Raw genomic sequence first — 21,748 nt, 5'->3', positions numbered from 1 at the left:
TCAGCGCCTGCGCGAAAGGCTCAAGTCTCTCCCCAACGAAAAACGACCCGGACGCGCATGCGACCGGGTCGTCAAATTCCGCCCTAAACGGTACACCGTTCGTTATCTAAGAAAAGACCTTAACTGAACGGCATTACGCCTCGTGCGGGGTTTTTTTTTGCCTGTCGTGGGCCCAAGAAAAAACCCGCGATGCTTGCGCAGTCGCGGGTTTTTACCGGGTGTTCTGGTGGAGGCGGCGGGAATCGAACCCGCGTCCAGAAGCGCTCTACGAACAGTTCTACATACTTAGTTCTGTCTTTTGATTTAACCGGAACGACGCGGACGAACACGCTTCGTTACAGCGATTCACTAAGTTTTCGACCTTGGCGTCGTGACGCCGCAAAGGCTTATCTGACGTATATGACCTCTCGTGGTATTGCTACCCTAACCCGTCAGTGAATTAGTGAGAGGACGGCGGCCCTTAGGCTGCCAGTGCGAACGTATCGTCGTTTGCAGTTACGATTTTCCCATTGATTAACGAGGTGACGGGTCCTCGGTATGCCCTGACCGCTTCACAACCCCTGTCGAAACCAGGTCGCCCCCAAAGCGTAGGGAAGATTATCCCACGAAAAGCCAAATGAGGCGAACGGCGCGATTTTCAAGCCGTTCGCCTCGCAACTCACGCGATGTCGCGCAACAAGTGCTGAAGTTCTTCCGGCGAATCGACCACGTGATTGGCGTGCCAGCGGTGCGGCGGAATGTCGTCGCCGCAATAGCCGTATGCGGCCGCCACGGTGATCATGCCTGCGGCAAACCCGGCCTGCACGTCGCGCAGATCGTCTCCGACATAGACGATGCGCTCCGGCGCGACATCCAGCAATTCGGCGGCGTGCAGGAGCGGCGCGGGGTGCGGCTTCGAATGCGGCGTGGTGTCGCCGCAGACGAGGCAGCCGGCTCGCGTGTCGAGTCCCAGCAGGCCGATGAGCGGCGCGGCGAGCCGCGTCACCTTGTTCGTGACGATGCCCCAGCGCACGCCGCGTGCATCCAGTTGATCGAGTATCTCCGCGATGCCCGGAAAGAGCGTCGTTTCGATGCACAGATCGGCCTCGTAGTTCGCGAGGAATTCCTCGCGCATCGCGGCAAATTCGTGATGTTCCGGGCCGATCTCGAAGGCGCCGCCGAGCAGTCCGCGCGCGCCCGCCGACGCATAGGGCCGCAGCATTTCGAGCGGCCGCATCTCGAGGCCGCGGTCGTGCCGCATCTTGTTCACCGCGGCGACCAGATCAGGCGCGGTGTCGGCGATGGTGCCGTCGAGGTCGAACAGCACGGCCTGGCACAACGCGAGACCGTCGCCCTCGGTGAGGCGCTGAGGCAGGGGAGTCGTGTCTTCCGGCAGGGGCTTGGTATCGATGGTGCCCGTGGACAAGGGATCGTCGTTGATCATGGCGTCAGGCTTCGCGGCGGCAAGCCATCATATAGTTGATGCTCGTGTCGTTTGACAGACCGAAATGCTTGGAGATCGGCCGATACGTGATGCCCTTGATGTCGACCGTCAAAAGCGAGGCCGCACGCGCGAACGTGGCCAGCTCGGACGGCTTGATGAAGCGCGCGTAATCGTGTGTGCCGCGCGGCAGCATGCGCGCGATGTATTCCGCACCGATTACGGCGAACAAATAAGCCTTCGCGTTGCGATTCAGCGTGGAGAAGAACACCCAGCCACCCGGCTTCACGAGCGCAGCGCAAGCGGCGACGGTGCCCGCGGGATTCGGCACGTGCTCGAGCATCTCCATGCAAGTCACGACATCGTATGAACCGGGCTCGCGCGCGGCGAGGGCTTCCGCCGAGATCTCTTCGTACGCGACTTCGACACCGCTTTCGAGGCTATGCAGATCGGCGACGCCAAGTGCGCTCGCCGACAAATCGATGCCTTTCACAGTTGCGCCGCGCGTGGCCATCGACTCGGACAGAATGCCGCCGCCGCAGCCGATATCGAGCACACGCTTGCCCATCAGATGCGCATGCGCATCGATCCAGTCGAGCCGTACCGGGTTCAGTTCATGCAGCGGCTTGAACTCGGCGTTCGGGTCCCACCAGCGATGCGCGAGCTCGCTGAATTTCTGAAGTTCGTGGGGATCGACATTGGTCATGTTCGGAAGGGCCTTGATTGAGTCGTGAATCGATTAGGACCGAGTATATAGGCGCCGCAATGGGCGGGCAAAAAGCTGGATTAAGCCAATGCCCAAAAAGCTTCGGGCATAAAAAAACCCCCGCCGAGGCGGGGGTTCGATCTGCGGCAATCCGGCTCGCGATTACTGCTGCGGCTGACGCGTCGTGCCGACAACTTCGACTTCCACGCGACGATCCGGTGCGAGGCAGGCGATGAGTTGCTTGCGGTTCTTCTGTTGGCAGCTACCCTTCGTGACCGGGTCGCGCTTGCCCTTGCCTTCCGTGTAGATGCGGTTGGCTTCGATGCCCTTGCTGACCAGGTAAGCCTTCACAGCTTGCGCACGGCGCAGCGACAGACGATCGTTGTACTTGTCCGAACCAATACGGTCGGTGTAACCCGTTGCAACCACGACTTCGAGGTTCAGCGCGCCGATCTTCGATGCGAGATCGTCCAGCTTTTCCTTACCGGCCGGCTTCAGGACTGCCTTGTCGAAGTCGAACAGAGCGTCAGCCTGATAGGTAACCTTTTGGCTCTGGATGACCGGGGGCGGCGGAGCGACCGGTGCCGGCGGCGTCGGTGCTTGTGCGACCAGTGCGCCATCGCACTTCGCGTTTGCCGTAGCCGGGGTCCAGAATGCGTCGCGCCAGCACAGTTCGTTCGTGCCGTTCATCCACACATACTCGCCCGTACCGTTCACCCAGTTGTCGTTCACGGCTTGTCGCGAGGCCGGCACCGACTGTGCCGAGGCCGATGCAGCCATAACTGCGGTAGCTGCAATGAACGCGAGCTTTGAAAGTTTATTCATATTTCTCCTCTCGAAATTGAGATTACCGCAGGTTTACTGCGAGCCTGTAGACGAAGACAAGTCATACATTGCTCGAAGTATAACATTCCCCACGGAACAAAACGCGTTGTATAGACTTCGAGCAATGTCTAAGTTTGTGCGTTGGCATTTTGCCATATCGTTCCCTTGCAACGATAAAAATATCCCCGCACGCGCTACGCTCGCAACCTTATGTGGTGCATGCGCAACAAGAAGGGGACAGGAGGCGGTCGGGTCGGAGAAAGCGCGAAACGTGCGCATATCGCGTGCCCGAGAGCGTTTTCCTGCGGATTTTTATCGTGCGTGTTTATGCGTCTGGCAGAACGGCGAGGCGGCATGATAGCCCGCCTGCGCGACGAACAGACGGAATTCGTTCCCCAGTTTTTGTAAGTAATTGGTACAGCATTGCGCATTGCGAAGTGTCGACGCGCATGCCAGTTTCGGACCCGATACACACTGTATGTATACAGCAGGCGTCCGGGGGCAAATGTCGCGCATGGTAGAATCTCCTGATGCGCTGCGTTCGCACGCATACAAAGGCATGCGCTGCATACGCAGCGCGCAGCGTACGTCGGCTACGCGCTACGCCGGCGCATGTCGCGCGGCCGGCGGGCGAGTCCGCGAGATCACCGCGCGCGCTGCCGTGTCGCCGCTGCAAAGTTCAAGACACGGATAATGGATCAATTCGCCAAAGAGACTCTGCCAATCTCCCTCGAGGAGGAAATGCGCCGTTCGTATCTCGATTACGCGATGAGCGTGATCGTCGGGCGCGCGCTTCCCGATGTCCGCGATGGCTTGAAGCCGGTGCATCGTCGGGCGCTCTACTCGATGCACGAGCTGAACAACGACTGGAACCGCGCGTATAAGAAATCGGCGCGTATTGTCGGCGACGTCATCGGTAAATACCATCCTCACGGCGACGCGTCCGTCTACGAGACGATCGTTCGGATGGCGCAGCCGTTTTCGCTGCGCTACATGCTGGTCGACGGCCAGGGCAACTTCGGTTCGGTCGACGGCGACAATGCCGCGGCGATGCGCTACACCGAAATTCGCATGGCGAAGATCGGCCACGAACTGCTGGCCGACATCGACAAGGAAACCGTCGACTTCGGTCCGAACTACGACGGCAGCGAGAACGAGCCGCTCGTTCTTCCGGCCCGCATCCCCAATCTGCTGATCAATGGCTCGGCCGGCATCGCCGTGGGCATGGCGACGAACATTCCGCCGCACAACCTGCGTGAAATCGTCGACGCCTGTCTGCATTTGCTGAACACGCCCGAAGCCACCGTCGACGAGCTGATCGAGATCGTGCCGGCACCGGATTTCCCGACGGCCGGCATCATCTACGGCGTAGCGGGTGTGCGTGACGGGTACCGCACGGGGCGCGGACGCGTCGTGATGCGCGCGGCCACGCACTTCGAAGAGATCGACCGCGGCCAGCGCATGGCGATCATAGTCGACGAGATTCCATATCAGGTGAACAAGCGCACGCTGCTCGAGCGCATCGCCGAACTCGTCAACGAGAAGAAGCTGGAGGGTATTTCCGACATCCGCGACGAATCCGACAAGAGCGGCATGCGCGTCGTGATCGAACTGAAGCGCGGGGAAGTGCCGGAAGTCATTCTGAACAACCTGTACAAGCAGACGCAGCTTCAAGACACCTTCGGCATGAATCTGGTCGCGCTCGTCGACGGCCAGCCCAAGCTGCTGAATCTGAAGGAAATGCTCGAATGCTTCCTGTCGCATCGACGGGAAGTGCTGACGCGGCGCACTGTATACGAACTGCGCAAGGCGCGCGATCGCGGGCACGTGCTCGAAGGTCTCGCCGTCGCGCTCGCGAACATCGACGAATTCATCGCGATCATCAAGGCCGCACCGACGCCGCCGATCGCGAAACAGGAACTGATGGCGCGTCCGTGGGATTCGTCGCTCGTGCGCGAAATGCTGACGCGCACCGAGACCGAGGCTACGGGCGGCCGCGTGGCCTATCGTCCCGAAGGGCTGAATCCCGCGTACGGTCTCCAGGAAGACGGTCTATATAGATTGTCGGACGTCCAGGCGCAGGAAATTCTGCAGATGCGCCTGCAGCGCCTGACTGGGCTCGAGCAGGACAAGATCGTCGGCGAGTATCGCGACGTGATGGCGCAGATCGCCGACCTGCTCGACATCCTCGCGCGGCCTGAGCGTATCCGTCAGATCATCGTCGATGAACTGGGCCAGGTGCGCGCCGAGTTCGGCGACGAGCGCCGTTCACGCATCGAACTGAACGCGACGGAGCTCAACACCGAAGACCTGATCACGCCGACGGACATGGTTGTGACCATGTCGCACTCGGGCTACGTGAAGTCGCAGCCGCTTTCCGAATACCGCGCGCAGAAGCGCGGTGGGCGCGGCAAGCAGGCGACGCAGATGAAGGAAGACGACTGGATCGACACGCTCTTCATCGCGAACACGCACGACCACATGCTGTGCTTCTCGAACCGCGGCCGCGTGTACTGGATCAAGGTGTACGAAGTGCCGCAGGGCTCGCGCAACTCGCGCGGCCGCCCGATCGTCAACATGTTCCCGCTGCAGGACGGCGAGAAGATCAACGTCGTGCTGCCGATCAAGGAGTTCTCCGCGGACAAGTATGTGTTCATGACGACCGCGCTCGGCACCGTCAAGAAGACACCGCTCGAAGCATTCAGCCGTCCGATGAAGAAGGGCATCATCGCGGTCGGTCTGGACGATGGCGACTATCTCATCGGCGCTGCGATCACCGACGGCGAGCATGACGTGATGCTGTTCTCGGACGCGGGCAAGGCCGTGCGTTTCGACGAAAACGACGTCCGCGCGATGGGTCGCGAGGCGCGCGGCGTGCGCGGCATGCAACTGGAAGACGGGCAGCAGGTTATCGCGATGCTGGTCGCGGGCGGCGAAAACCAGTCGGTGCTCACGGCGACCGAGAACGGTTACGGCAAGCGCACGCCGATCAATGAGTACACGCGTCACGGTCGCGGCACGAAGGGTATGATCGCGATCCAGACGTCGGAGCGCAACGGCCGGGTCGTCGCGGCGACGCTCGTCGAACCGGAGAGCGAGATCATGCTGATCACGACCTCGGGCGTGCTCATTCGCACGCGTGTCTCCGAAATCCGCGAAATGGGGCGTGCAACTCAAGGTGTTACACTCATCAGCCTTGACGAGGGAACCAAGTTGTCGGGACTGCAGCATATCGCCGAGGCGGAAGCCGAGGCTGAACTCGAAGCAGACGCCGGTTCGGATGACACGGCGGCCAAGCCCGGTGACCCAGAGAATGGTGAAGGCGGAGAAAGCGCCTGATATTTTTTGTGTCGCGGGCCTCTCGTTATCGCTTTTGAAAGCTCGGATTAGTTAAGCTGCGCGACGTGAGTTCGTTGCCGGCGTCAGGCGAGGCCGGCGTCGGAAAACGGGCAAGCTCGTCGCCAGTGCTGAACTGGATATTTTTTACAGGGAGTAATGATGCAAGGACGTTTCAAGCAGTGGATGTTGCTGGCCGCTTTCGTGCCGACTTTCGCGATGGCTCAGTCGCTTCAGAACCAGGCGCCCGCACAGTCGGCCGCACCGGCGGCCGCAGCAGCACCGGTTGATCCGGCCAAGCAAGCCGCGATCAAGGACCTGCTCGACGCGATCGATGCGCAGAAGCTGGTCGGTGCGATCGGTAACAGCGCGCAGATGCAATCGAAGCAACTCGTGCCGGCGATCCTCTCGGACGCGCTGTCGGAGAACAAGACGCTGAACGACAAGCAGAAGCAAGCCGCCGTTCCGTCGCTCCAAAAGAATGCAGTGCCGAAGCTGGTCGATTCCGCTGGCCAGGTCTTCGCAACCGACGCATTCCGCAAGGACGCGATGCAGGCTCAGTACGACGCATACGCGAAGTACTACTCGACCGACGAGATCAAGGATCTGACCAACTTCTACAAGAGCCCGACCGGCCGCAAATTCATCCAGGTTCAGGATCAGGTTGGCCGCGACGTCGTGAACGGCCTGATGCAGAAGTACATGCCGCAAGCCATCAAGGCAACGCGCACGCAAGCCGATCAGGAAGTGGCAAGCGTCAAGCCGAGCGCCAAGTAAGCCCGGCGCCGGCCTGACGGAAATCCGCTGGACGGCGCTTGCCGTCCTCTTCATTGGCGGGTTTTCAGGACAGTGCGATAATGGCTGTTTGCGCAAGAAGCGCAAGCAGCCATTTCTTTTTTGGACGTGATGACGCGGTCGTCGTTCGATCCGCCTTCATTCGCGTCTGTCAAATCGGAATTCCGGGATCTCCAGATGCGCGTGTTCAATTTCTCCGCCGGCCCCGCCGCCATGCCAGAAGAAGTTCTGAGGCAAGCAGCCGATGAAATGCTCGACTGGCAAGGCAGCGGCATGAGCGTGATGGAAATGAGCCACCGCGGCGCGGAATTCATGTCGATCCACGAAGCTGCGCTCACCGACCTGCGCGATCTGCTGAAGGTGCCTGCGTCGCATCGGATCCTTTTTCTGCAGGGCGGCGGCATCGGCGAAAACGCGATCGTGCCGATGAACCTGCTCGGCAGAAAGCAGACCGCCGACTTCGTCGTGACCGGATCCTGGTCGACGAAATCCTTCAAGGAAGCGCAGAAATACGGCACGCCGCATCTGGCGGCCAGCGGCAAGACGGAACAAGGCTTCACGCGCGTTCCGGCCTTCTCCGAATGGAAGCTGTCGGACGATCCGGCGTACGTGCATCTGTGCTCGAACGAAACCATCGACGGCGTCGAAGCCTTCGAGATTCCCGATCTCGGCGACATTCCCCTCGTCGCCGATGCCTCCTCCCATATCCTGTCGCGCCCGATGGACATCGCGAAGTACGGCGTGCTCTTCGGCGGCGCGCAGAAGAACATCGGCATGGCGGGCGTAACCGTCGTGATCGTGCGCGAGGATTTGCTCGATCGCGCGCTGCCTATCTGTCCGTCGGCTTTCGAGTGGAAGATCGTCGCGGAAAACAACTCGATGTACAACACGCCGCCGACCTACGCGATCTACATCGCGGGCCTCGTCTTCAAGTGGCTGAAGAAGCAGGGCGGCCTGCAAGCGATCGAGGCGCGCAACGTCGAAAAGGCGAAGCTGCTGTACGACACCATCGATTCCAGCGATTTCTACGTCAACAAGGTCGAGCGCCAGAACCGTTCGCGCATGAACGTGCCGTTCTTCCTCGCCGACGAATCGCGCAATACCGATTTCCTGGCCGGCGCGAAGGCGCGCGGGCTGTTGCAACTGAAGGGCCACAAGTCCGTCGGCGGCATGCGGGCATCGATCTACAACGCGGTGCCGATCGAGGGAGTCAACGCTCTCGTCGATTACATGAAGGAATTCGAGCGCACGGGCGCTTAATAGCGACGACGCTCACTCAACCGCACAAGCTCAAGCACCGCATGGACGACGATCTCAATTCAAGACTCAAACCGCTGCGCGAGCGCATCGATGTGCTCGACGCGCAGCTCATTGCGCTGTTGAACCAGCGCGCATCCGTCGCGCTGGAAGTCGGCGAGGTGAAAAAGCATTTCAATGCGCCCGTGTTTCGCCCGGAGCGCGAGACGCAGGTCATCGCGCGACTGCAGGAAATGAGCGACGGCCCGCTCGCCGATGAACACATCGCGTCGATCTGGCGCGAGATCATGGCCGCGAGCCGCGCGCTCGAACAAACCATCAGCGCCGCGTTTCTCGGGCCCGTCGGCACGTACAGCGAACAGGCGATGTTCGAATACTTCGGGCATTCGATTCACGGCGTGCCATGCCCGTCGATCGACGAGGTGTTTCGCGCCGTCGAAGCGGGCGCGGCGCAGTACGGCGTCGTGCCAGTCGAGAATTCAGCGGAAGGCGCGGTGTCGCGCACGCTGGATCTGCTGCTGCAGACGTCGCTCCTGATCAGTGGCGAGCTCGCGTTACCGATCCATCACAATTTGTTGACGGCGTCCGGCACGCTCGATGGCGCGAAGCGCGTGTGCGCGCATCCGCAGGCGCTCGCGCAGTGTCAGCGCTGGTTGAGCGCAAACGTGCCGCAGCTGGAGCGGCAGGCCGTGTCGAGCAATGCGGAAGCTGCGCGCATGGCGGTCGAGGATCCGACGGTCGCGGCCATCGCCGGCGATCGCGCCGCGACGCACTACGGTCTCGGCGTCGTGTTCTCGATGATTCAGGACGACCCGCATAACCGCACGCGTTTCGTGATCATCGGCAAGCAGCCGACGGATTCGAGCGGCCACGATCAGACGTCGCTCATCGTCACGGTGGAGAACGAGTCCGGCGCCATGTTCAAGCTGCTGGAGCCGCTCGCAAAGCACGGTGTCTCGATGACGCGCTTCGAGTCGCGCCCGGCGCGCTCCGGCGCGTGGGAGTACTACTTTTATATCGACATCGAAGGCCATCGCGACGATGCCGCAGTGGCCGCCGCGCTGGCGGAGCTGGGGCGCAAGTCTGCGTTCCTGAAAATTCTCGGCTCGTATCCGCGGGCGCGCTGATTGGCTCGTCGCCGCTGCGATCGGTCGCGGCGGTTCGTTTCACCTTGCGTCGGACGACGCGCTCTTATCGATGTCCCGTGGCTGCGTTCTCTTTCAACAAACTGGTTATCTTCGGCGTCGGCCTGATCGGCGGATCGCTTGCGCGCGCGTTGCGTGAACGCGCGGGGCTCGCGGGTCGTATCGTCGGCGTCGGGCGTTCGGCTGCATCGGTCGGGCGGGCGCTCGAACTCGGCGTAATCGACGAAGCCGCCGCGCTCGAGGACGACGCCGCGCTCGCCTGCGCGCTACAGGGCGCCGACGTCGTGCTGCTGGCCGCGCCTGTCGCGCAGACCGAGCCGCTGCTCGCGCGCATTGCACCTTTTCTCGACGCGCGGACCATCGTCACCGATGCAGGGAGCACGAAGACGGATGTCGTCGCTTCGGCGCGCCGCGCCTTGGGTGAGCGCATCGCGCAGTTCGTGCCGGGACATCCGATCGCCGGGCGCGAGTCGAGCGGCGTCGATGCCGCGTTGCCGGACCTGTACGTCGATCGCAATGTCGTGCTGTGCCCGTTGCCCGACAACGCGGCGGACGACGTCGAGCGCATCGCGTCGATGTGGCGCGCGACCGGCGCGTGCGTGCGTCAGATGAGCGAGGCGCAGCACGATCGCGTGTTCGCGTCGGTGAGTCATCTGCCGCATGTGCTGTCGTTCGCCCTCGTCGATCAGATTCTCGATACGCCCGACGCCGATCTGAAATTCTCGTTCGCCGCGGGCGGTTTCCGCGATTTCACGCGCATTGCGGCTTCGAGCCCGGAAATGTGGCGCGACATCTGTCTCGCGAACCGCGCCGCGCTGCTGGCGGAACTCGACGATTACACGGCCGTGCTCGCACGGTTTCGCGCGGCGATCGACGCATCGGATGGCGCGGCGCTCGAAGCCGCGTTCGCGCGTTCGCGCGTGGCGCGCAAGGAATGGCAGGAACGCGGCGGCATCAAGCCATCGAACGACATCGCCGCGAAATAAGCTGCGACCCAAGGAAACACTATGGAACATCTCGATCTCGGACCTTTCTCCCGCGCGTCCGGCACCGTGCGGCTGCCCGGCTCGAAGAGCATTTCGAACCGCGTGCTGCTGCTCGCGGCGCTCGCGAGCGGCGAAACGTCCATCACGAATCTGCTCGATTCCGACGACACGCGCGTCATGCTCGCCGCGCTCAACACGCTCGGCGTCGCTGTGCGTGAGGATGGCGAGCGCGTGATCGTCGGCGGGACGGGCGGCGCGTTTCCGTCGAAGTCGGCGGAGCTCTTTCTCGGCAACGCGGGCACGGCGGTGCGGCCGCTGACCGCGGCGCTCGCAGTGAACGGCGGCGAATATCGCGTGCACGGCGTGCCGCGCATGCACGAGCGGCCGATCGGCGATCTCGTCGACGGGCTGCGTCAGATCGGCGCTGCGATCGATTACGAACTGAACGACGGCTTTCCGCCGCTGCGAATCCACGCTGCGAAGATCGCGATCGACAAACCGATCCGCGTGCGTGGCGACGTGTCGAGCCAGTTCCTCACCGCGCTCTTGATGAGCCTGCCGGTTGTCGTCGGCCGTAGCGTGCCCGTTGTAGTCGAGATCGAGGGCGAACTTATCTCGAAGCCGTACATCGACATTACGATCCGTTTGATGGAGCGCTTCGGCGTGACCGTCGAGCGCGAGGGCTGGTCGCGCTTCACGATCCCCGCGGGCGCGGGCTACAAGTCTCCGGGCGCGATCATGGTGGAAGGCGACGCGTCGTCCGCGTCGTATTTCCTGGCCGCGGGCGCGATCGGCCACGGGCCGGTGCGCGTGGAAGGCGTCGGGCGTTCGAGCATCCAGGGCGATGTCGGTTTCGCGCACGCGCTCAATCGCATGGGCGCGAACGTGATGATGGGCGAAGACTGGATCGAAGTGCGCGGCGTCGAATCGGATGATGGCAAGCTCGCGCCCATCGACATGGATTTCAATCTGATTCCGGACGCCGCGATGACCATCGCCGTGGCCGCGCTCTTCGCGAGCGGCACGATGACGCTGCGCAATATCGCGAGCTGGCGCGTGAAGGAAACCGACCGCATCGCCGCGATGGCGGCCGAACTGCGCAAGGTCGGCGCGACGGTGGAAGAGGGCGCGGATTTTCTCGTCGTCGCGCCGCCGGCGACGCTCACGCCGAACGCGGCGATCGACACCTACGACGATCACCGCATGGCGATGTGCTTCTCGCTCGTCAGTCTCGGCAGCGTGCCGGTGCGCATCAACGATCCGAAATGCGTGAACAAGACCTTTCCGGACTACTTCGAGCGTTTTTCGACGCTCGTGAAAGCGTAACCGGAGCGCTGTACCGTGAAACGCGATGACTTCGACTTCAATGACCGTAATAACGGGCCAGACCGGCCAGACTCGATGAAACCGACCCGTCCTTTCGACCCCACTCCAGTGATCACCATCGACGGGCCGACCGCTTCGGGCAAGGGCACGGTCGCGGCGATCGTCGCGGCGACGCTCGGCTTTCACCTGCTCGACAGCGGCGCGCTCTACCGGCTGGCGGCGCTCGCGAGCATCCGCTACGAGGTTGCCAAAGACGACGCACCCGGCCTTGCAGAGCTGATCGAAGCGCTCCACATCACCTTCCGCGAAGGTTGCGCGCAACTCGACGGCGTGGACGTCTCGAGCGAAATCCGGCAGGAAGAAGTCGGCAACCGCGCCTCCGCGATCGCCGTTCATCCCGAAGTGCGTCAGGCGCTGGTGGCGCGTCAGCGCGCCTTTCGAAAGCGCCCCGGCCTCGTCGCCGACGGCCGCGACATGGGCACTGTGATCTTTCCCGACGCCACGCTGAAGGTATTTTTGACCGCGAGCGCCGAGGCGCGTGCGGCCCGGCGCTATAAGCAATTGATGCAAAAAGGTTTTTCTGCTAATATAGATGACTTGCTGCGTGATTTGCGCGCACGCGACGACCGGGACATGAACCGGAGCGCCGCGCCGCTCAAGCCGGCGGCGGATGCGAAGACGCTGGACACCTCCGGTTTGTCGATCGATCAAGCGGTCGAACAGATCATCGGCTGGTATAGCGAAGTTCGCGCGTGACGCGTTTGTGTAGTGAAGCAAGGTGCTCCGTCGAAAACGGAGCGTGTGTTAAACCCTTTAACCCCGTGCGGCGTTGCGTCTTACCGGTCCATTGGGGACCATCGCGCAAAGGCTGTGCAAATACAGATTTTTATGTCCGACCTGCAAACCTCCACCCCGAATACCGAATCCTTTGCGGCTCTGTTCGAAGAGTCGCTGACCAAGCAGGACATGCGCGCCGGCGAAGTGATCTCCGCCGAAGTCGTGCGTGTCGACCACAACTTCGTGGTCGTGAACGCTGGTCTTAAGTCCGAAGCCTATATTCCGCTCGAAGAATTCCTGAACGACGCGGGTGAAGTGGAAGTGCAGGCGGGCGACTTCGTTTCCGTCGCGATCGACGCGCTGGAAAACGGCTATGGCGACACCATCCTGTCGCGCGACAAGGCGAAGCGTCTCGCTTCGTGGCTGTCGCTGGAAAAGGCGCTGGACAACAACGAACTCGTGACCGGCACGATCACCGGCAAGGTCAAGGGCGGCATGACCGTGATGGTCAACGGCATCCGCGCGTTCCTGCCGGGTTCGCTCGTCGACACGCGTCCGGTCAAGGACACGACGCCGTACGAAGGCAAGACGCTCGAATTCCGCGTCATCAAGCTCGATCGCAAGCGTAACAACGTGGTGCTGTCGCGCCGCGCCGTCATCGAAGCGACGCAGGGCGAAGAGCGCGCGAAGCTGCTCGAGACGCTGAAGGAAGGCGCGATCGTCGAAGGCGTGGTCAAGAACATCACCGACTACGGCGCGTTCGTGGACCTCGGCGGCATCGACGGCCTGCTGCACATCACCGACATCGCATGGCGTCGCGTGCGTCATCCGTCGGAAGTTCTGTCGGTTGGCCAGGAAGTCACCGCCAAGATCCTCAAGTTCGACCAAGAGAAGAACCGCGTTTCGCTCGGCATCAAGCAGCTCGGCGACGATCCGTGGGAAGGCATCTCGCGCCGTTACCCGTCGGGCACGCGCCTGTTCGGCAAGGTCACGAACATCACCGACTACGGCGCGTTCGTCGAAGTGGAATCGGGCATCGAAGGCCTCGTCCACGTGTCGGAAATGGACTGGACCAACAAGAACGTTGCGCCGTCGAAGGTTGTCCAACTGGGCGACGAAGTCGAAGTCATGGTTCTCGAAATCGACGAAGACCGCCGCCGTATCTCGCTCGGCATGAAGCAGTGCAAGCCGAATCCGTGGGATGACTTCAGCCGCAACTTCAAGAAGGGCGACAAGATCAGCGGCGCCATCAAGTCGATCACCGACTTCGGCGTGTTCATCGGTCTGCCTGGCGGCATCGACGGTCTGGTTCACCTGTCGGATCTGTCGTGGTCGGAAACCGGCGAAGAAGCCGTCCGCAAGTACAAGAAGGGCGACGAAGTCGAGGCCGTGGTTCTGGGCATCGACGTCGAGAAGGAACGCATTTCGCTCGGCATCAAGCAGCTCGAAGGCGACCCGTTCAGCAACTTTGTCGCGATCAACGACAAGGGCGCAATCGTCGATGGCATCGTGAAGTCGGTCGATCCGAAGGGTGCGGTCATTACGCTGTCCGGCGAAGTCGAAGGCTACCTGCGTGCTTCTGAAATCGCGCAAGACCGCGTGGAAGATGCGCGCAACGTGCTGAAGGAAGGCGACAAGGTCAACGCGATGATCATCAACATCGATCGCAAGTCGCGTGGCATCAACCTGTCGATCAAGGCGAAGGATTCGGCCGAACAGCAGGAAGCCATGCGCAGCCTGCAGGGCGACTCGAACGCCGCCGCGACCGGTACGACCAACCTCGGCGCGCTGCTCAAGGCCAAGCTCGACGGCCAGAACAGCTAAGCCCTTAACGGCACAGCTGCAGTATGACCAAATCGGAATTGGTCGCCCAGTTGGCGTCGCGATTTCCGCAACTTGTCCTCAAGGATGCGGATTTCGCGGTGAAGACGATGCTCGATGCGATGTCGGAGGCTCTGGCCAACGGTCACCGCATCGAGATTCGCGGCTTCGGCAGCTTCGGGCTCAATCGTCGTCCGTCTCGTGTCGGGCGCAATCCAAAATCGGGCGAGAAGGTGCTGGTACCGGAGAAATTCGTGCCTCACTTCAAGCCGGGCAAGGAATTGCGCGAACGCGTGGACGGCCGCGCAGGCGAGCCTCTGAAGGCGTCGAATGACGACGATGCGGACGATCTCTGATCGGCGCGCATCTTGACTGATGATCCGTCTGGATTTTCGGTTCGCGGCGTCCGGCCACGAGGCAATCGACCAGGAAAGCACCCTTCGGGGTGCTTTTTTTATGCGCGGCGTATTTTTATCGCAGATGTGACGCAACGGGTGCATTGTTTGCTTAAACTCCGCACGGCGAGCGGGCAACCGCCGGCGCCCGGACGCATCAATTACAATACCGGTCACTTTGACCTGGGTGTTCGACCGCAGGCCCGGCCGGAAAGGCCGAGTCGACTGGTGCAACCGCTCTTGCGAGACCGTACATGAAATTCATCGTCTGGCTGATCCGCGTTCTGGTATTCGTGCTGTTGCTGGTGCTGGCGCTCGCCAATACCCAGTCCGTGACGCTGAACTTCCTCGCAGGCTACGCCTGGACTGCACCGCTGATTCTGATCGGCCTCGCGTTTTTCGTCGTGGGATTGTTGGCAGGGCTCGTGTCGGCGGTGCCGGCGATGGTGCGTCTGCGCATGGAAAACGGCCGCTTGAAGCGCGAACTGCGCGTCGCGCGTGAAACGCCGGTGGTCAAGGAAGAGCCGCCGATGCCGCCGCTCATCTGATGCGACGCGAAAGCAGACACCTCACATTCAACGACTAATCGCATGGATCTAGACTTCTGGTGGCTGCTCGTCATTCCCGTCGCATTCGCGCTGGGGTGGATGGCGTCCCGCTATGATTTGAAAACGCTGTTGTCCGAGAATGCGAATTTGCCGCGCTCGTATTTTCGCGGCCTCAATTTTCTGCTGAACGAACAGCACGACAAGGCGATCGACGCATTCATCGAGGTCGCCAAGCTCGATCCCGAAACGATCGAACTGCACTTCGCGCTCGGCAATCTGTTCCGCCGCCGTGGTGAAACCGACCGGGCAATCCGCGTGCACCAGAACCTTCTGAGCCGCGCCGATCTGCCCGCGGCCGAACGAGATCACGCGCTTTATGAACTCGGACAGGACTTTTTGAAGGCGGGCCTGCTCGATCGCGCGGAGGAAACATTCCGGTCGCTGAACGCGGGCGAGTACTCCCTCGGCGCGCAGCGGGCGCTCTTGACCATCTACGAGATCGAAAAGGACTGGCCCAAGTCGATCACGACGGCCGAGCAGATCGAGAAGATGGGTGCGCCGTCGCTGCATATGGAGATCGCGCATTTTCATTGCGAACTCGCGCAGGAAGCCTTGCAGCGCAAGAATCCCGACGGCGCACGCGCCGAACTGAAGCTCGCGCTGGCATCCAACCCGGACAACGTGCGCGCGACGATCCTGGCGGGCGATGTCGAAGCGGCCGCAGGCAACGTCGAAGCCGCGATAGCGCACTGGAAGCGTGTCGAGGAACAGAACGAAGCGTATCTGCCGCTCGTCGCCGAGAAGCTGATGAAGGCCTACAGCGCGCTCGGGCGCAGGGAAGAGGGCGTCGACCTGCTGATCGACTACACGACCCGCTATCCGTCGAACGATTTGCTCGATGTCGCCTACAAGCACGTTCAGGAGCTGCGTGGCCTCGAAGCCGCGCACGCGCTCGCGCGCAAGCAGATGCAAAGCGCGCCGAATCTCGCGGGCATGACGCGCCTGCTCGAAGCACAGGAAGCGACGGCCGACGAGCCGCGGCGCGGCGAGCTCGAGTTGATGCGTAATCTCGTGAAACAGCGCACCAAGAACCTGCCGCGTTATACGTGTCAAACTTGCGGTTTCCGCGCGCGACTATTCTATTGGCAATGCCCCGGCTGCAGCGGCTGGGAGACGTACGCGCCGCGCCGCGTCGAGCCGATCACGAGCTCGGCCTGAACGCGCGCTGCACGCATGACAGCAGGCGGCGCGTGAGTGCGCCGCTTCCGCCACCGGCATTTCAAAAACCACCGGAAAGCGTATGAAAGTAACCATCGTCGGCACGGGTTACGTCGGTCTTGTGACCGGCGCATGTCTTGCCGAAATCGGCAACGACGTGTTTTGCGTGGACGTCGATCCGCGCAAGATCGACATTCTCAACAATGGCGGCGTGCCGATCCACGAGCCGGGCCTTCAGGAAATGCTGAGGCGCACGCGCGCGGCCGGCCGCATCCAGTTTTCCACCGACGTGAAAGCCAGCGTCGAGCACGGCGATATCCAGTACATTGCCGTGGGCACGCCGCCCGATGAAGACGGCTCCGCCGACCTGCAGTACGTGCTCGCGGCGGCGCGCAACATCGGCAAATATTCGAACGGCTTCAAGGTGATCGTCGATAAATCGACGGTGCCGGTCGGCACGGCGCTGCAGGTGAAGAAAGTCGTCGACGAAGAGCTGAAGACGCGCGGGCTCGAAGGCTCGGACAAGCATCGCTTCTCGGTCGTGTCGAATCCCGAGTTCCTGAAGGAAGGCGCGGCGGTCGACGATTTCATGCGTCCCGATCGCATCGTGATCGGCATCGACGACGACTACGCGGGCAATCTCGCACGCGAGAAAATGAAGCGCCTCTACGCTCCGTTCAACCGCAATCACGAGCGCACGCTGCACATGGACGTGCGCTCGGCGGAGTTCACGAAATACGCCGCCAACGCGATGCTCGCGACGCGCATCTCGTTCATGAACGATCTGTCGAATCTCGCGGACACCGTCGGCGCCGATATCGAATCGGTGCGGCGCGGCATCGGCTCGGACCCGCGCATCGGCTATCACTTCCTGTATGCGGGCTGCGGTTATGGCGGCTCGTGCTTCCCGAAGGACGTGCAGGCGCTCGTGCAGACGGCCCGCGAAAACGGCCACACGCTGCGCATTCTCGAGGCGGTCGAAGCGGTGAATCACGACCAGAAGGAAGTTCTCGTCAACAAGATCGTGAAGCGCATGGGCGAAGACCTGCGCGGGCGCACGTTCGCCGTGTGGGGCCTCGCATTCAAGCCCAATACCGACGACATGCGCGAGGCGTCGAGCCGGCGCATCATCGAGGCGCTGCTGCAACGCGGGGCCACCGTGCGCGGCTATGATCCCGTTGCCCGCGAGGAGGCAGGGCGCGTGTTCGCGCTCGATCTCGCGGATCGGCCCGAAGACCTGAAGCGCCTGCAGTTCGTGAATACGCAACAGGATGCGCTGACGGGCGCGGACGCGCTCGTCATCGTGACCGAATGGAAGGAATTCAAGAGCCCGGATTTCTGGCACTTGAAGAGCGCCTTGAAGACGCCGGTGATCTTCGACGGCCGCAATCTGTATGAACCGGAAGCGATGGCCGAAATGGGCATCGACTACTTTGCAATAGGACGTCCCCATGCCGAACTCGACCGCAGCGACAGCAACTAACCCCGACATTCCGGTCGTGCCGCTTGCGCGCATCTCAGCGGCGCGCGTGCTGGTGGTCGGCGACGTGATGCTCGACCGTTACTGGTTCGGCGACGTCAACCGCATCTCGCCCGAAGCGCCGGTTCCCGTCGTGCACGTGCAGAGGAAGGAAGACCGGCTCGGGGGCGCGGCGAACGTCGCCCGAAATGCGGCGGCGCTCGGCGCGCAGGCGGGTTTGCTCTGCGTGGTCGGTCATGACGAGCCGGGGGAGCGCATTGTCGAACTGCTCGGTGAAAGCAAGGTCGCGGGGCACCTCGAGCGCGACCCCGAACTGCTCACGACGATCAAGCTGCGCGTGCTGTCGCGCCAGCAGCAACTGTTGCGCGTCGATTTCGAGAACACGCCGAATCACGAAGTGCTGCGCGCGTGCCTCGCGCGCTTTGCGGAACTTCTTCCGCAGCACGACGTGATCCTCATGTCGGATTACGCGAAGGGCGGGCTCACGCACGTCACGCAGATGATCGCCGACGCGAAGCGCGCGGGTAAGCCGGTGCTCGTCGATCCGAAGGGCGATGACTGGGACCGCTATCGCGGCGCCACGCTCATCACGCCGAACCGCGCGGAACTGCGCGAAGTGATCGGCCAATGGAAGTCCGAAGAAGACCTGCTGGAGCGCGTGACGAAGCTGCGCACCGAACTCGACCTCTCCGCGCTTCTGCTCACGCGCTCCGAGGAAGGCATGACGCTCTTCACCGAGAACCAGGTGCTGCACACCTCGGCCGAAGCACGCGAAGTGTATGATGTCTCGGGTGCGGGCGACACCGTCATCGCAACGGTCGCGACCATGCTGGGCGCGGGCGTGCCGCTCGTCGACTCGATCGTCTATGCGAACCGCGCGGCGGGCATCGTCGTAGGAAAGCTCGGTACGGCGACCGTCGACTACAACGAACTCTTCGCCTGACCCTATCTCATACTTCGCCATGACCATCATCGTTACCGGTGCTGCCGGATTCATCGGCAGCAATATCGTCAAGGCGCTGAACGAGCGCGGCGAGAACCGCGTGATCGCGGTCGACAACCTCACGCGTGCCGACAAGTTCAAGAATCTGGTCGATTGCGAGATCGACGATTACCTCGACAAAACCGAGTTCGTCGAGCGCTTCAGGCGTGGCGATTTCGGCCGCGTGCGCGCGGTGTTCCATGAAGGCGCCTGTTCGGACACGATGGAAACCGACGGCCGCTACATGATGGACAACAACTTTCGCTACAGCCGCGACGTCATGGACGCGTGCCTCGCGCAAGGCGCGCAGTTCCTGTATGCGTCGTCGGCGGCGACTTATGGCGGGTCGAGCCGCTTCGTCGAGGAGCGCGAAGTCGAGAAGCCGCTCAATGTCTACGGTTACTCGAAGTTTCTCTTCGATCAGATCGTGCGTCAGACGTTGCCGAAGGCGCAGAGTCAGATCGTCGGCTTCCGCTACTTCAACGTGTACGGCCCGCGCGAGACGCACAAGGGCCGCATGGCCTCGGTCGCGTTCCACAACTTCAACCAGTTCCGCTCGGAAGGCAAGGTCAAGCTCTTCGGCGAATACAACGGCTATGCGGCCGGCGAGCAGACGCGCGACTTCATCTCGGTCGAAGACGTCGTGAAGGTGAACCTGTTTTTCTTCGATCATCCGGAGAAGTCGGGCATCTTCAATCTCGGCACCGGACGCGCGCAGCCTTTCAACGATATCGCGTCGACGGTCGTGAACGCGTTGCGCGCACTCAACGGCGAAGCGTCGCTGTCGCTCGCGGAACTGGTGCAGCGCGGGCTCATCGAGTACGTTCCGTTCCCCGACGCACTGCGCGGCAAGTATCAATGCTTCACCCAGGCGGACCAGTCGCGGCTGCGCGCGGCGGGTTACGACGCGTCGTTTCTGACCGTTCAGGAAGGCGTCGATCGCTACGTGCGTTGGCTATTCGGCCAGCTATAAACGCGTTTCGAGTCTCTCTACACTGGGTCTCACGGTCGGCGCTGGTGCCGGCCGGTCCTTCACGGAGACTCAGTCATGTTCAAGCAAGCACTCTCGTCGATCGCCGCGCTCGCCCTCATCTTTTCCATCGGAAGCGCGTGGGCGGCCGTCGATGTCAACACCGCGAACGCCGACGCGCTGCGCGGCGTCAAGGGCATCGGTCCGGCGAAGGCGAAAGCCATTCTCGATGAACGTCAGGCGCACGGCCCATTCAAGGACGCCAACGATCTCAGCACGCGCGTGAAGGGCATGGGCGGCAAGACGGTTCAACGTCTCGAAGCGGAGGGGCTGACCGTCGGCGCCGCGCCGAAGACGGCCGCGCTCGCAACACCGGGTAACGCCGCACCGCCGGGCGCGGCGAACTCGGCGGTCGCGACGCCGGTTTCGGCGTCCACGTCGGCCAAGCCGGTCGTCGTGAAGAAATAGCGGAAGACACAACGGCGCGCCCGGTGCACGGGGCGCCTCCGATCTCCTTCAGCCTTCCGATTTTTTGGGCTCCCCGCGGACGGCCTCCCCGCGGGGCTTTTTGCGTGTGCGGACCGCGCGCACGCGAGGCCGGTGTACTGGCATCCGGCTTTCGACTTCGCGCGGCAATCCATCCGCGCGTCAGGGGTGCGACGGCATCGACAGAACCGGTGGGCTACAATCGACGAATCCCTATATCAAAATCTCCGCGGCAGAGCAGTCGTGCGCGGGGATCGACCGCTTTCGCATATGGCTTACATGACTATCGAAGACACGATCGGCAACACACCGCTCGTGCAGCTCGTCCGCGTCGTGGACGATGAAATCCGCAGCCGCAACAACGTCGTGCTGGGCAAGCTCGAAGGCAACAATCCGGCGGGCTCGGTGAAGGATCGCCCGGCTCTGTCGATGATCAGGAAAGCCGAAGAGCGCGGCCGCATCAAGCCGGGCGACACGCTGATCGAAGCGACGAGCGGCAACACCGGCATCGCGCTCGCGATGGCCGCCGCGATGCGCGGCTACAAGATGGTCCTGCTCATGCCCGAAGATTTGTCGATCGAGCGCCGTCAGAGCATGGCCGCGTACGGCGCGGAGATCGTGCTCACGCCGGTGACGGGCGGCATGGAATACGCGCGCGATCTCGCCGATCAGATGCAGCGCGACGGCAAGGGCATCATCCTCGATCAGTTCGCGAATCCCGACAACCCGCTCGCGCATTACGAAGGCACCGGCCCTGAACTGTGGCGTCAGACCGAAGGCCGTCTCACGCACTTCGTTTCGTCGATGGGAACGACCGGCACGATCATGGGCGTGTCGAAGTATCTGAAGGAGCAGAGTCAGAAGATCGAGATCATCGGCGCGCAGCCGGAAGAAGGCTCGCGCATTCCGGGCATCCGCAAGTGGCCGGAAGCGTATTTGCCGAAGATCTTCGATCGCAGCCGTGTCGATCGCGTGGAGAACGTAAGTCAGGCAGCGTCCGAAGCGATGGCGCGACGCCTCGCATCGGTCGAAGGCATCTTCGCGGGCATTTCGTCCGGTGGCGCGTGCGAGGTTGCGCTGCGCATCGCGCGCCAGGTGGAGAACGCGACGATCGTGTTCATCGTTTGCGATCGCGGCGATCGTTATTTGTCGACGGGCGTTTTTCCGGCTTGATGCCGTAAATAGAAAACCCCGGCTTTGAACTGACCCCGCAAAGTTGGACAGGTTTGGGCTAAGGCCGTGAGGGCTGAGTTCTGTACATTACAGGACTCAGCC

General features: G+C 62.2%; 19 protein-coding genes and 1 other RNA gene. 16 read left to right on the top strand and 4 right to left on the bottom strand.

Features of this window, described 5'->3' with window-relative positions:
• Window positions 1-224 precede the first annotated feature (224 nt).
• The 4 genes from ssrA to ompA all read right to left on the bottom strand — a co-directional run bounded on the left by ssrA (window position 225) and on the right by ompA (window position 2,951).
• Window positions 225-582: a transfer-messenger RNA gene (ssrA, locus tag NCR38_RS09905) on the bottom strand.
• 76 nt (window positions 583-658) lie between these two features.
• Entirely contained in the window at window positions 659-1,423 is a 765-nt protein-coding gene (gene gph, locus NCR38_RS09900; protein WP_061121160.1) for a phosphoglycolate phosphatase, read from the bottom strand.
• A gap of 4 nt (window positions 1,424-1,427) precedes the next feature.
• Entirely contained in the window at window positions 1,428-2,126 is a 699-nt protein-coding gene (gene ubiG / locus NCR38_RS09895; protein ID WP_061121161.1) for a bifunctional 2-polyprenyl-6-hydroxyphenol methylase/3-demethylubiquinol 3-O-methyltransferase UbiG, read from the bottom strand.
• 162 nt (window positions 2,127-2,288) lie between these two features.
• The gene (ompA, locus tag NCR38_RS09890) at window positions 2,289-2,951 is read right to left on the bottom strand and encodes an outer membrane protein OmpA (protein ID WP_061121162.1); all 663 of its coding nucleotides are present in this window, start codon (window positions 2,949-2,951) and stop codon (window positions 2,289-2,291) included.
• A gap of 693 nt (window positions 2,952-3,644) precedes the next feature.
• Here ompA and gyrA point away from each other — a divergent pair.
• The 16 genes from gyrA to cysM all read left to right on the top strand — a co-directional run bounded on the left by gyrA (window position 3,645) and on the right by cysM (window position 21,646).
• Entirely contained in the window at window positions 3,645-6,290 is a 2,646-nt protein-coding gene (gene gyrA / locus NCR38_RS09885; protein WP_086961540.1) for a DNA gyrase subunit A, read from the top strand.
• Window positions 6,291-6,449: 159 nt separating this feature from the next.
• Window positions 6,450-7,064 carry a DUF2059 domain-containing protein gene (locus NCR38_RS09880; RefSeq protein WP_035503315.1) on the top strand — a complete coding sequence of 205 codons (615 nt, stop codon included), beginning with the start codon at window positions 6,450-6,452 and terminating at the stop codon, window positions 7,062-7,064.
• A 195-nt stretch (window positions 7,065-7,259) separates the two neighbouring features.
• A complete protein-coding gene (serC, locus tag NCR38_RS09875) occupies window positions 7,260-8,342 on the top strand; it encodes a 3-phosphoserine/phosphohydroxythreonine transaminase (RefSeq protein WP_061121180.1) in 1,083 nt (360 codons plus the stop codon).
• A gap of 41 nt (window positions 8,343-8,383) precedes the next feature.
• Window positions 8,384-9,466: a prephenate dehydratase gene (pheA, locus tag NCR38_RS09870; RefSeq protein WP_061121164.1), complete on the top strand. Its 1,083-nt coding sequence runs from the start codon at window positions 8,384-8,386 to the stop codon at window positions 9,464-9,466.
• 77 nt (window positions 9,467-9,543) lie between these two features.
• Window positions 9,544-10,470, top strand: coding sequence for a prephenate dehydrogenase/arogenate dehydrogenase family protein (locus NCR38_RS09865; RefSeq protein WP_061121165.1), 927 nt, complete (start codon window positions 9,544-9,546; stop codon window positions 10,468-10,470).
• Window positions 10,471-10,491: 21 nt separating this feature from the next.
• Window positions 10,492-11,796 carry a 3-phosphoshikimate 1-carboxyvinyltransferase gene (aroA, locus tag NCR38_RS09860; protein WP_250476931.1) on the top strand — a complete coding sequence of 435 codons (1,305 nt, stop codon included), beginning with the start codon at window positions 10,492-10,494 and terminating at the stop codon, window positions 11,794-11,796.
• Window positions 11,797-11,871: 75 nt separating this feature from the next.
• Complete coding sequence (gene cmk, locus NCR38_RS09855; protein ID WP_250476932.1) at window positions 11,872-12,552, top strand: (d)CMP kinase; 681 nt, start codon at window positions 11,872-11,874, stop codon at window positions 12,550-12,552.
• A 114-nt stretch (window positions 12,553-12,666) separates the two neighbouring features.
• The gene (rpsA, locus tag NCR38_RS09850) at window positions 12,667-14,397 is read left to right on the top strand and encodes a 30S ribosomal protein S1 (protein ID WP_250476930.1); all 1,731 of its coding nucleotides are present in this window, start codon (window positions 12,667-12,669) and stop codon (window positions 14,395-14,397) included.
• 23 nt (window positions 14,398-14,420) lie between these two features.
• On the top strand, window positions 14,421-14,750 hold the full coding sequence (locus NCR38_RS09845; RefSeq protein WP_008342376.1) for an integration host factor subunit beta: 330 nt from the start codon (window positions 14,421-14,423) through the stop codon (window positions 14,748-14,750).
• A gap of 293 nt (window positions 14,751-15,043) precedes the next feature.
• Entirely contained in the window at window positions 15,044-15,337 is a 294-nt protein-coding gene (locus NCR38_RS09840) for a lipopolysaccharide assembly LapA domain-containing protein (protein ID WP_250476929.1), read from the top strand.
• Between the two features lie 42 nt (window positions 15,338-15,379).
• The gene (lapB, locus tag NCR38_RS09835) at window positions 15,380-16,555 is read left to right on the top strand and encodes a lipopolysaccharide assembly protein LapB (protein WP_061121170.1); all 1,176 of its coding nucleotides are present in this window, start codon (window positions 15,380-15,382) and stop codon (window positions 16,553-16,555) included.
• 82 nt (window positions 16,556-16,637) lie between these two features.
• On the top strand, window positions 16,638-18,038 hold the full coding sequence (locus NCR38_RS09830) for a UDP-glucose/GDP-mannose dehydrogenase family protein (protein WP_250476928.1): 1,401 nt from the start codon (window positions 16,638-16,640) through the stop codon (window positions 18,036-18,038).
• Window positions 18,007-18,978, top strand: coding sequence for a D-glycero-beta-D-manno-heptose-7-phosphate kinase (gene rfaE1 / locus NCR38_RS09825; protein WP_250476927.1), 972 nt, complete (start codon window positions 18,007-18,009; stop codon window positions 18,976-18,978). The genes NCR38_RS09830 and rfaE1 overlap by 32 nt, the downstream gene beginning before the upstream one ends.
• Window positions 18,979-18,997: 19 nt before the next feature.
• Window positions 18,998-19,990: an ADP-glyceromanno-heptose 6-epimerase gene (gene rfaD, locus NCR38_RS09820; protein ID WP_061121173.1), complete on the top strand. Its 993-nt coding sequence runs from the start codon at window positions 18,998-19,000 to the stop codon at window positions 19,988-19,990.
• A gap of 75 nt (window positions 19,991-20,065) precedes the next feature.
• Window positions 20,066-20,455: a helix-hairpin-helix domain-containing protein gene (locus NCR38_RS09815; protein WP_250476926.1), complete on the top strand. Its 390-nt coding sequence runs from the start codon at window positions 20,066-20,068 to the stop codon at window positions 20,453-20,455.
• A gap of 288 nt (window positions 20,456-20,743) precedes the next feature.
• Window positions 20,744-21,646 (top strand): cysteine synthase CysM, encoded by a 903-nt coding sequence (gene cysM, locus NCR38_RS09810; protein ID WP_061121175.1) that lies wholly within the window; start codon window positions 20,744-20,746, stop codon window positions 21,644-21,646.
• Window positions 21,647-21,748 lie beyond the last annotated feature (102 nt).

Origin of the sequence: Caballeronia sp. INML1, assembly GCF_023631085.1 — a bacterium.
Classification (GTDB): Bacteria; Pseudomonadota; Gammaproteobacteria; order Burkholderiales; family Burkholderiaceae; genus Caballeronia; species Caballeronia turbans.
This window is presented reverse-complemented; position numbering and strand designations above follow the sequence as displayed.

Coding starts and splice junctions, on each gene's coding strand:
- gph (WP_061121160.1), bottom strand. CDS start 1,423: ATGATCAACGACGATCCCTTGTCCACGGGCACCATCGATACCAAGCCC.
- ubiG (WP_061121161.1), bottom strand. CDS start 2,126: ATGACCAATGTCGATCCCCACGAACTTCAGAAATTCAGCGAGCTCGCG.
- ompA (WP_061121162.1), bottom strand. CDS start 2,951: ATGAATAAACTTTCAAAGCTCGCGTTCATTGCAGCTACCGCAGTTATG.
- gyrA (WP_086961540.1), top strand. CDS start 3,645: ATGGATCAATTCGCCAAAGAGACTCTGCCAATCTCCCTCGAGGAGGAA.
- NCR38_RS09880 (WP_035503315.1), top strand. CDS start 6,450: ATGCAAGGACGTTTCAAGCAGTGGATGTTGCTGGCCGCTTTCGTGCCG.
- serC (WP_061121180.1), top strand. CDS start 7,260: ATGCGCGTGTTCAATTTCTCCGCCGGCCCCGCCGCCATGCCAGAAGAA.
- pheA (WP_061121164.1), top strand. CDS start 8,384: ATGGACGACGATCTCAATTCAAGACTCAAACCGCTGCGCGAGCGCATC.
- aroA (WP_250476931.1), top strand. CDS start 10,492: ATGGAACATCTCGATCTCGGACCTTTCTCCCGCGCGTCCGGCACCGTG.
- cmk (WP_250476932.1), top strand. CDS start 11,872: ATGAAACCGACCCGTCCTTTCGACCCCACTCCAGTGATCACCATCGAC.
- NCR38_RS09845 (WP_008342376.1), top strand. CDS start 14,421: ATGACCAAATCGGAATTGGTCGCCCAGTTGGCGTCGCGATTTCCGCAA.
- NCR38_RS09840 (WP_250476929.1), top strand. CDS start 15,044: ATGAAATTCATCGTCTGGCTGATCCGCGTTCTGGTATTCGTGCTGTTG.
- lapB (WP_061121170.1), top strand. CDS start 15,380: ATGGATCTAGACTTCTGGTGGCTGCTCGTCATTCCCGTCGCATTCGCG.
- NCR38_RS09830 (WP_250476928.1), top strand. CDS start 16,638: ATGAAAGTAACCATCGTCGGCACGGGTTACGTCGGTCTTGTGACCGGC.
- rfaE1 (WP_250476927.1), top strand. CDS start 18,007: ATGCCGAACTCGACCGCAGCGACAGCAACTAACCCCGACATTCCGGTC.
- rfaD (WP_061121173.1), top strand. CDS start 18,998: ATGACCATCATCGTTACCGGTGCTGCCGGATTCATCGGCAGCAATATC.
- NCR38_RS09815 (WP_250476926.1), top strand. CDS start 20,066: ATGTTCAAGCAAGCACTCTCGTCGATCGCCGCGCTCGCCCTCATCTTT.
- cysM (WP_061121175.1), top strand. CDS start 20,744: ATGGCTTACATGACTATCGAAGACACGATCGGCAACACACCGCTCGTG.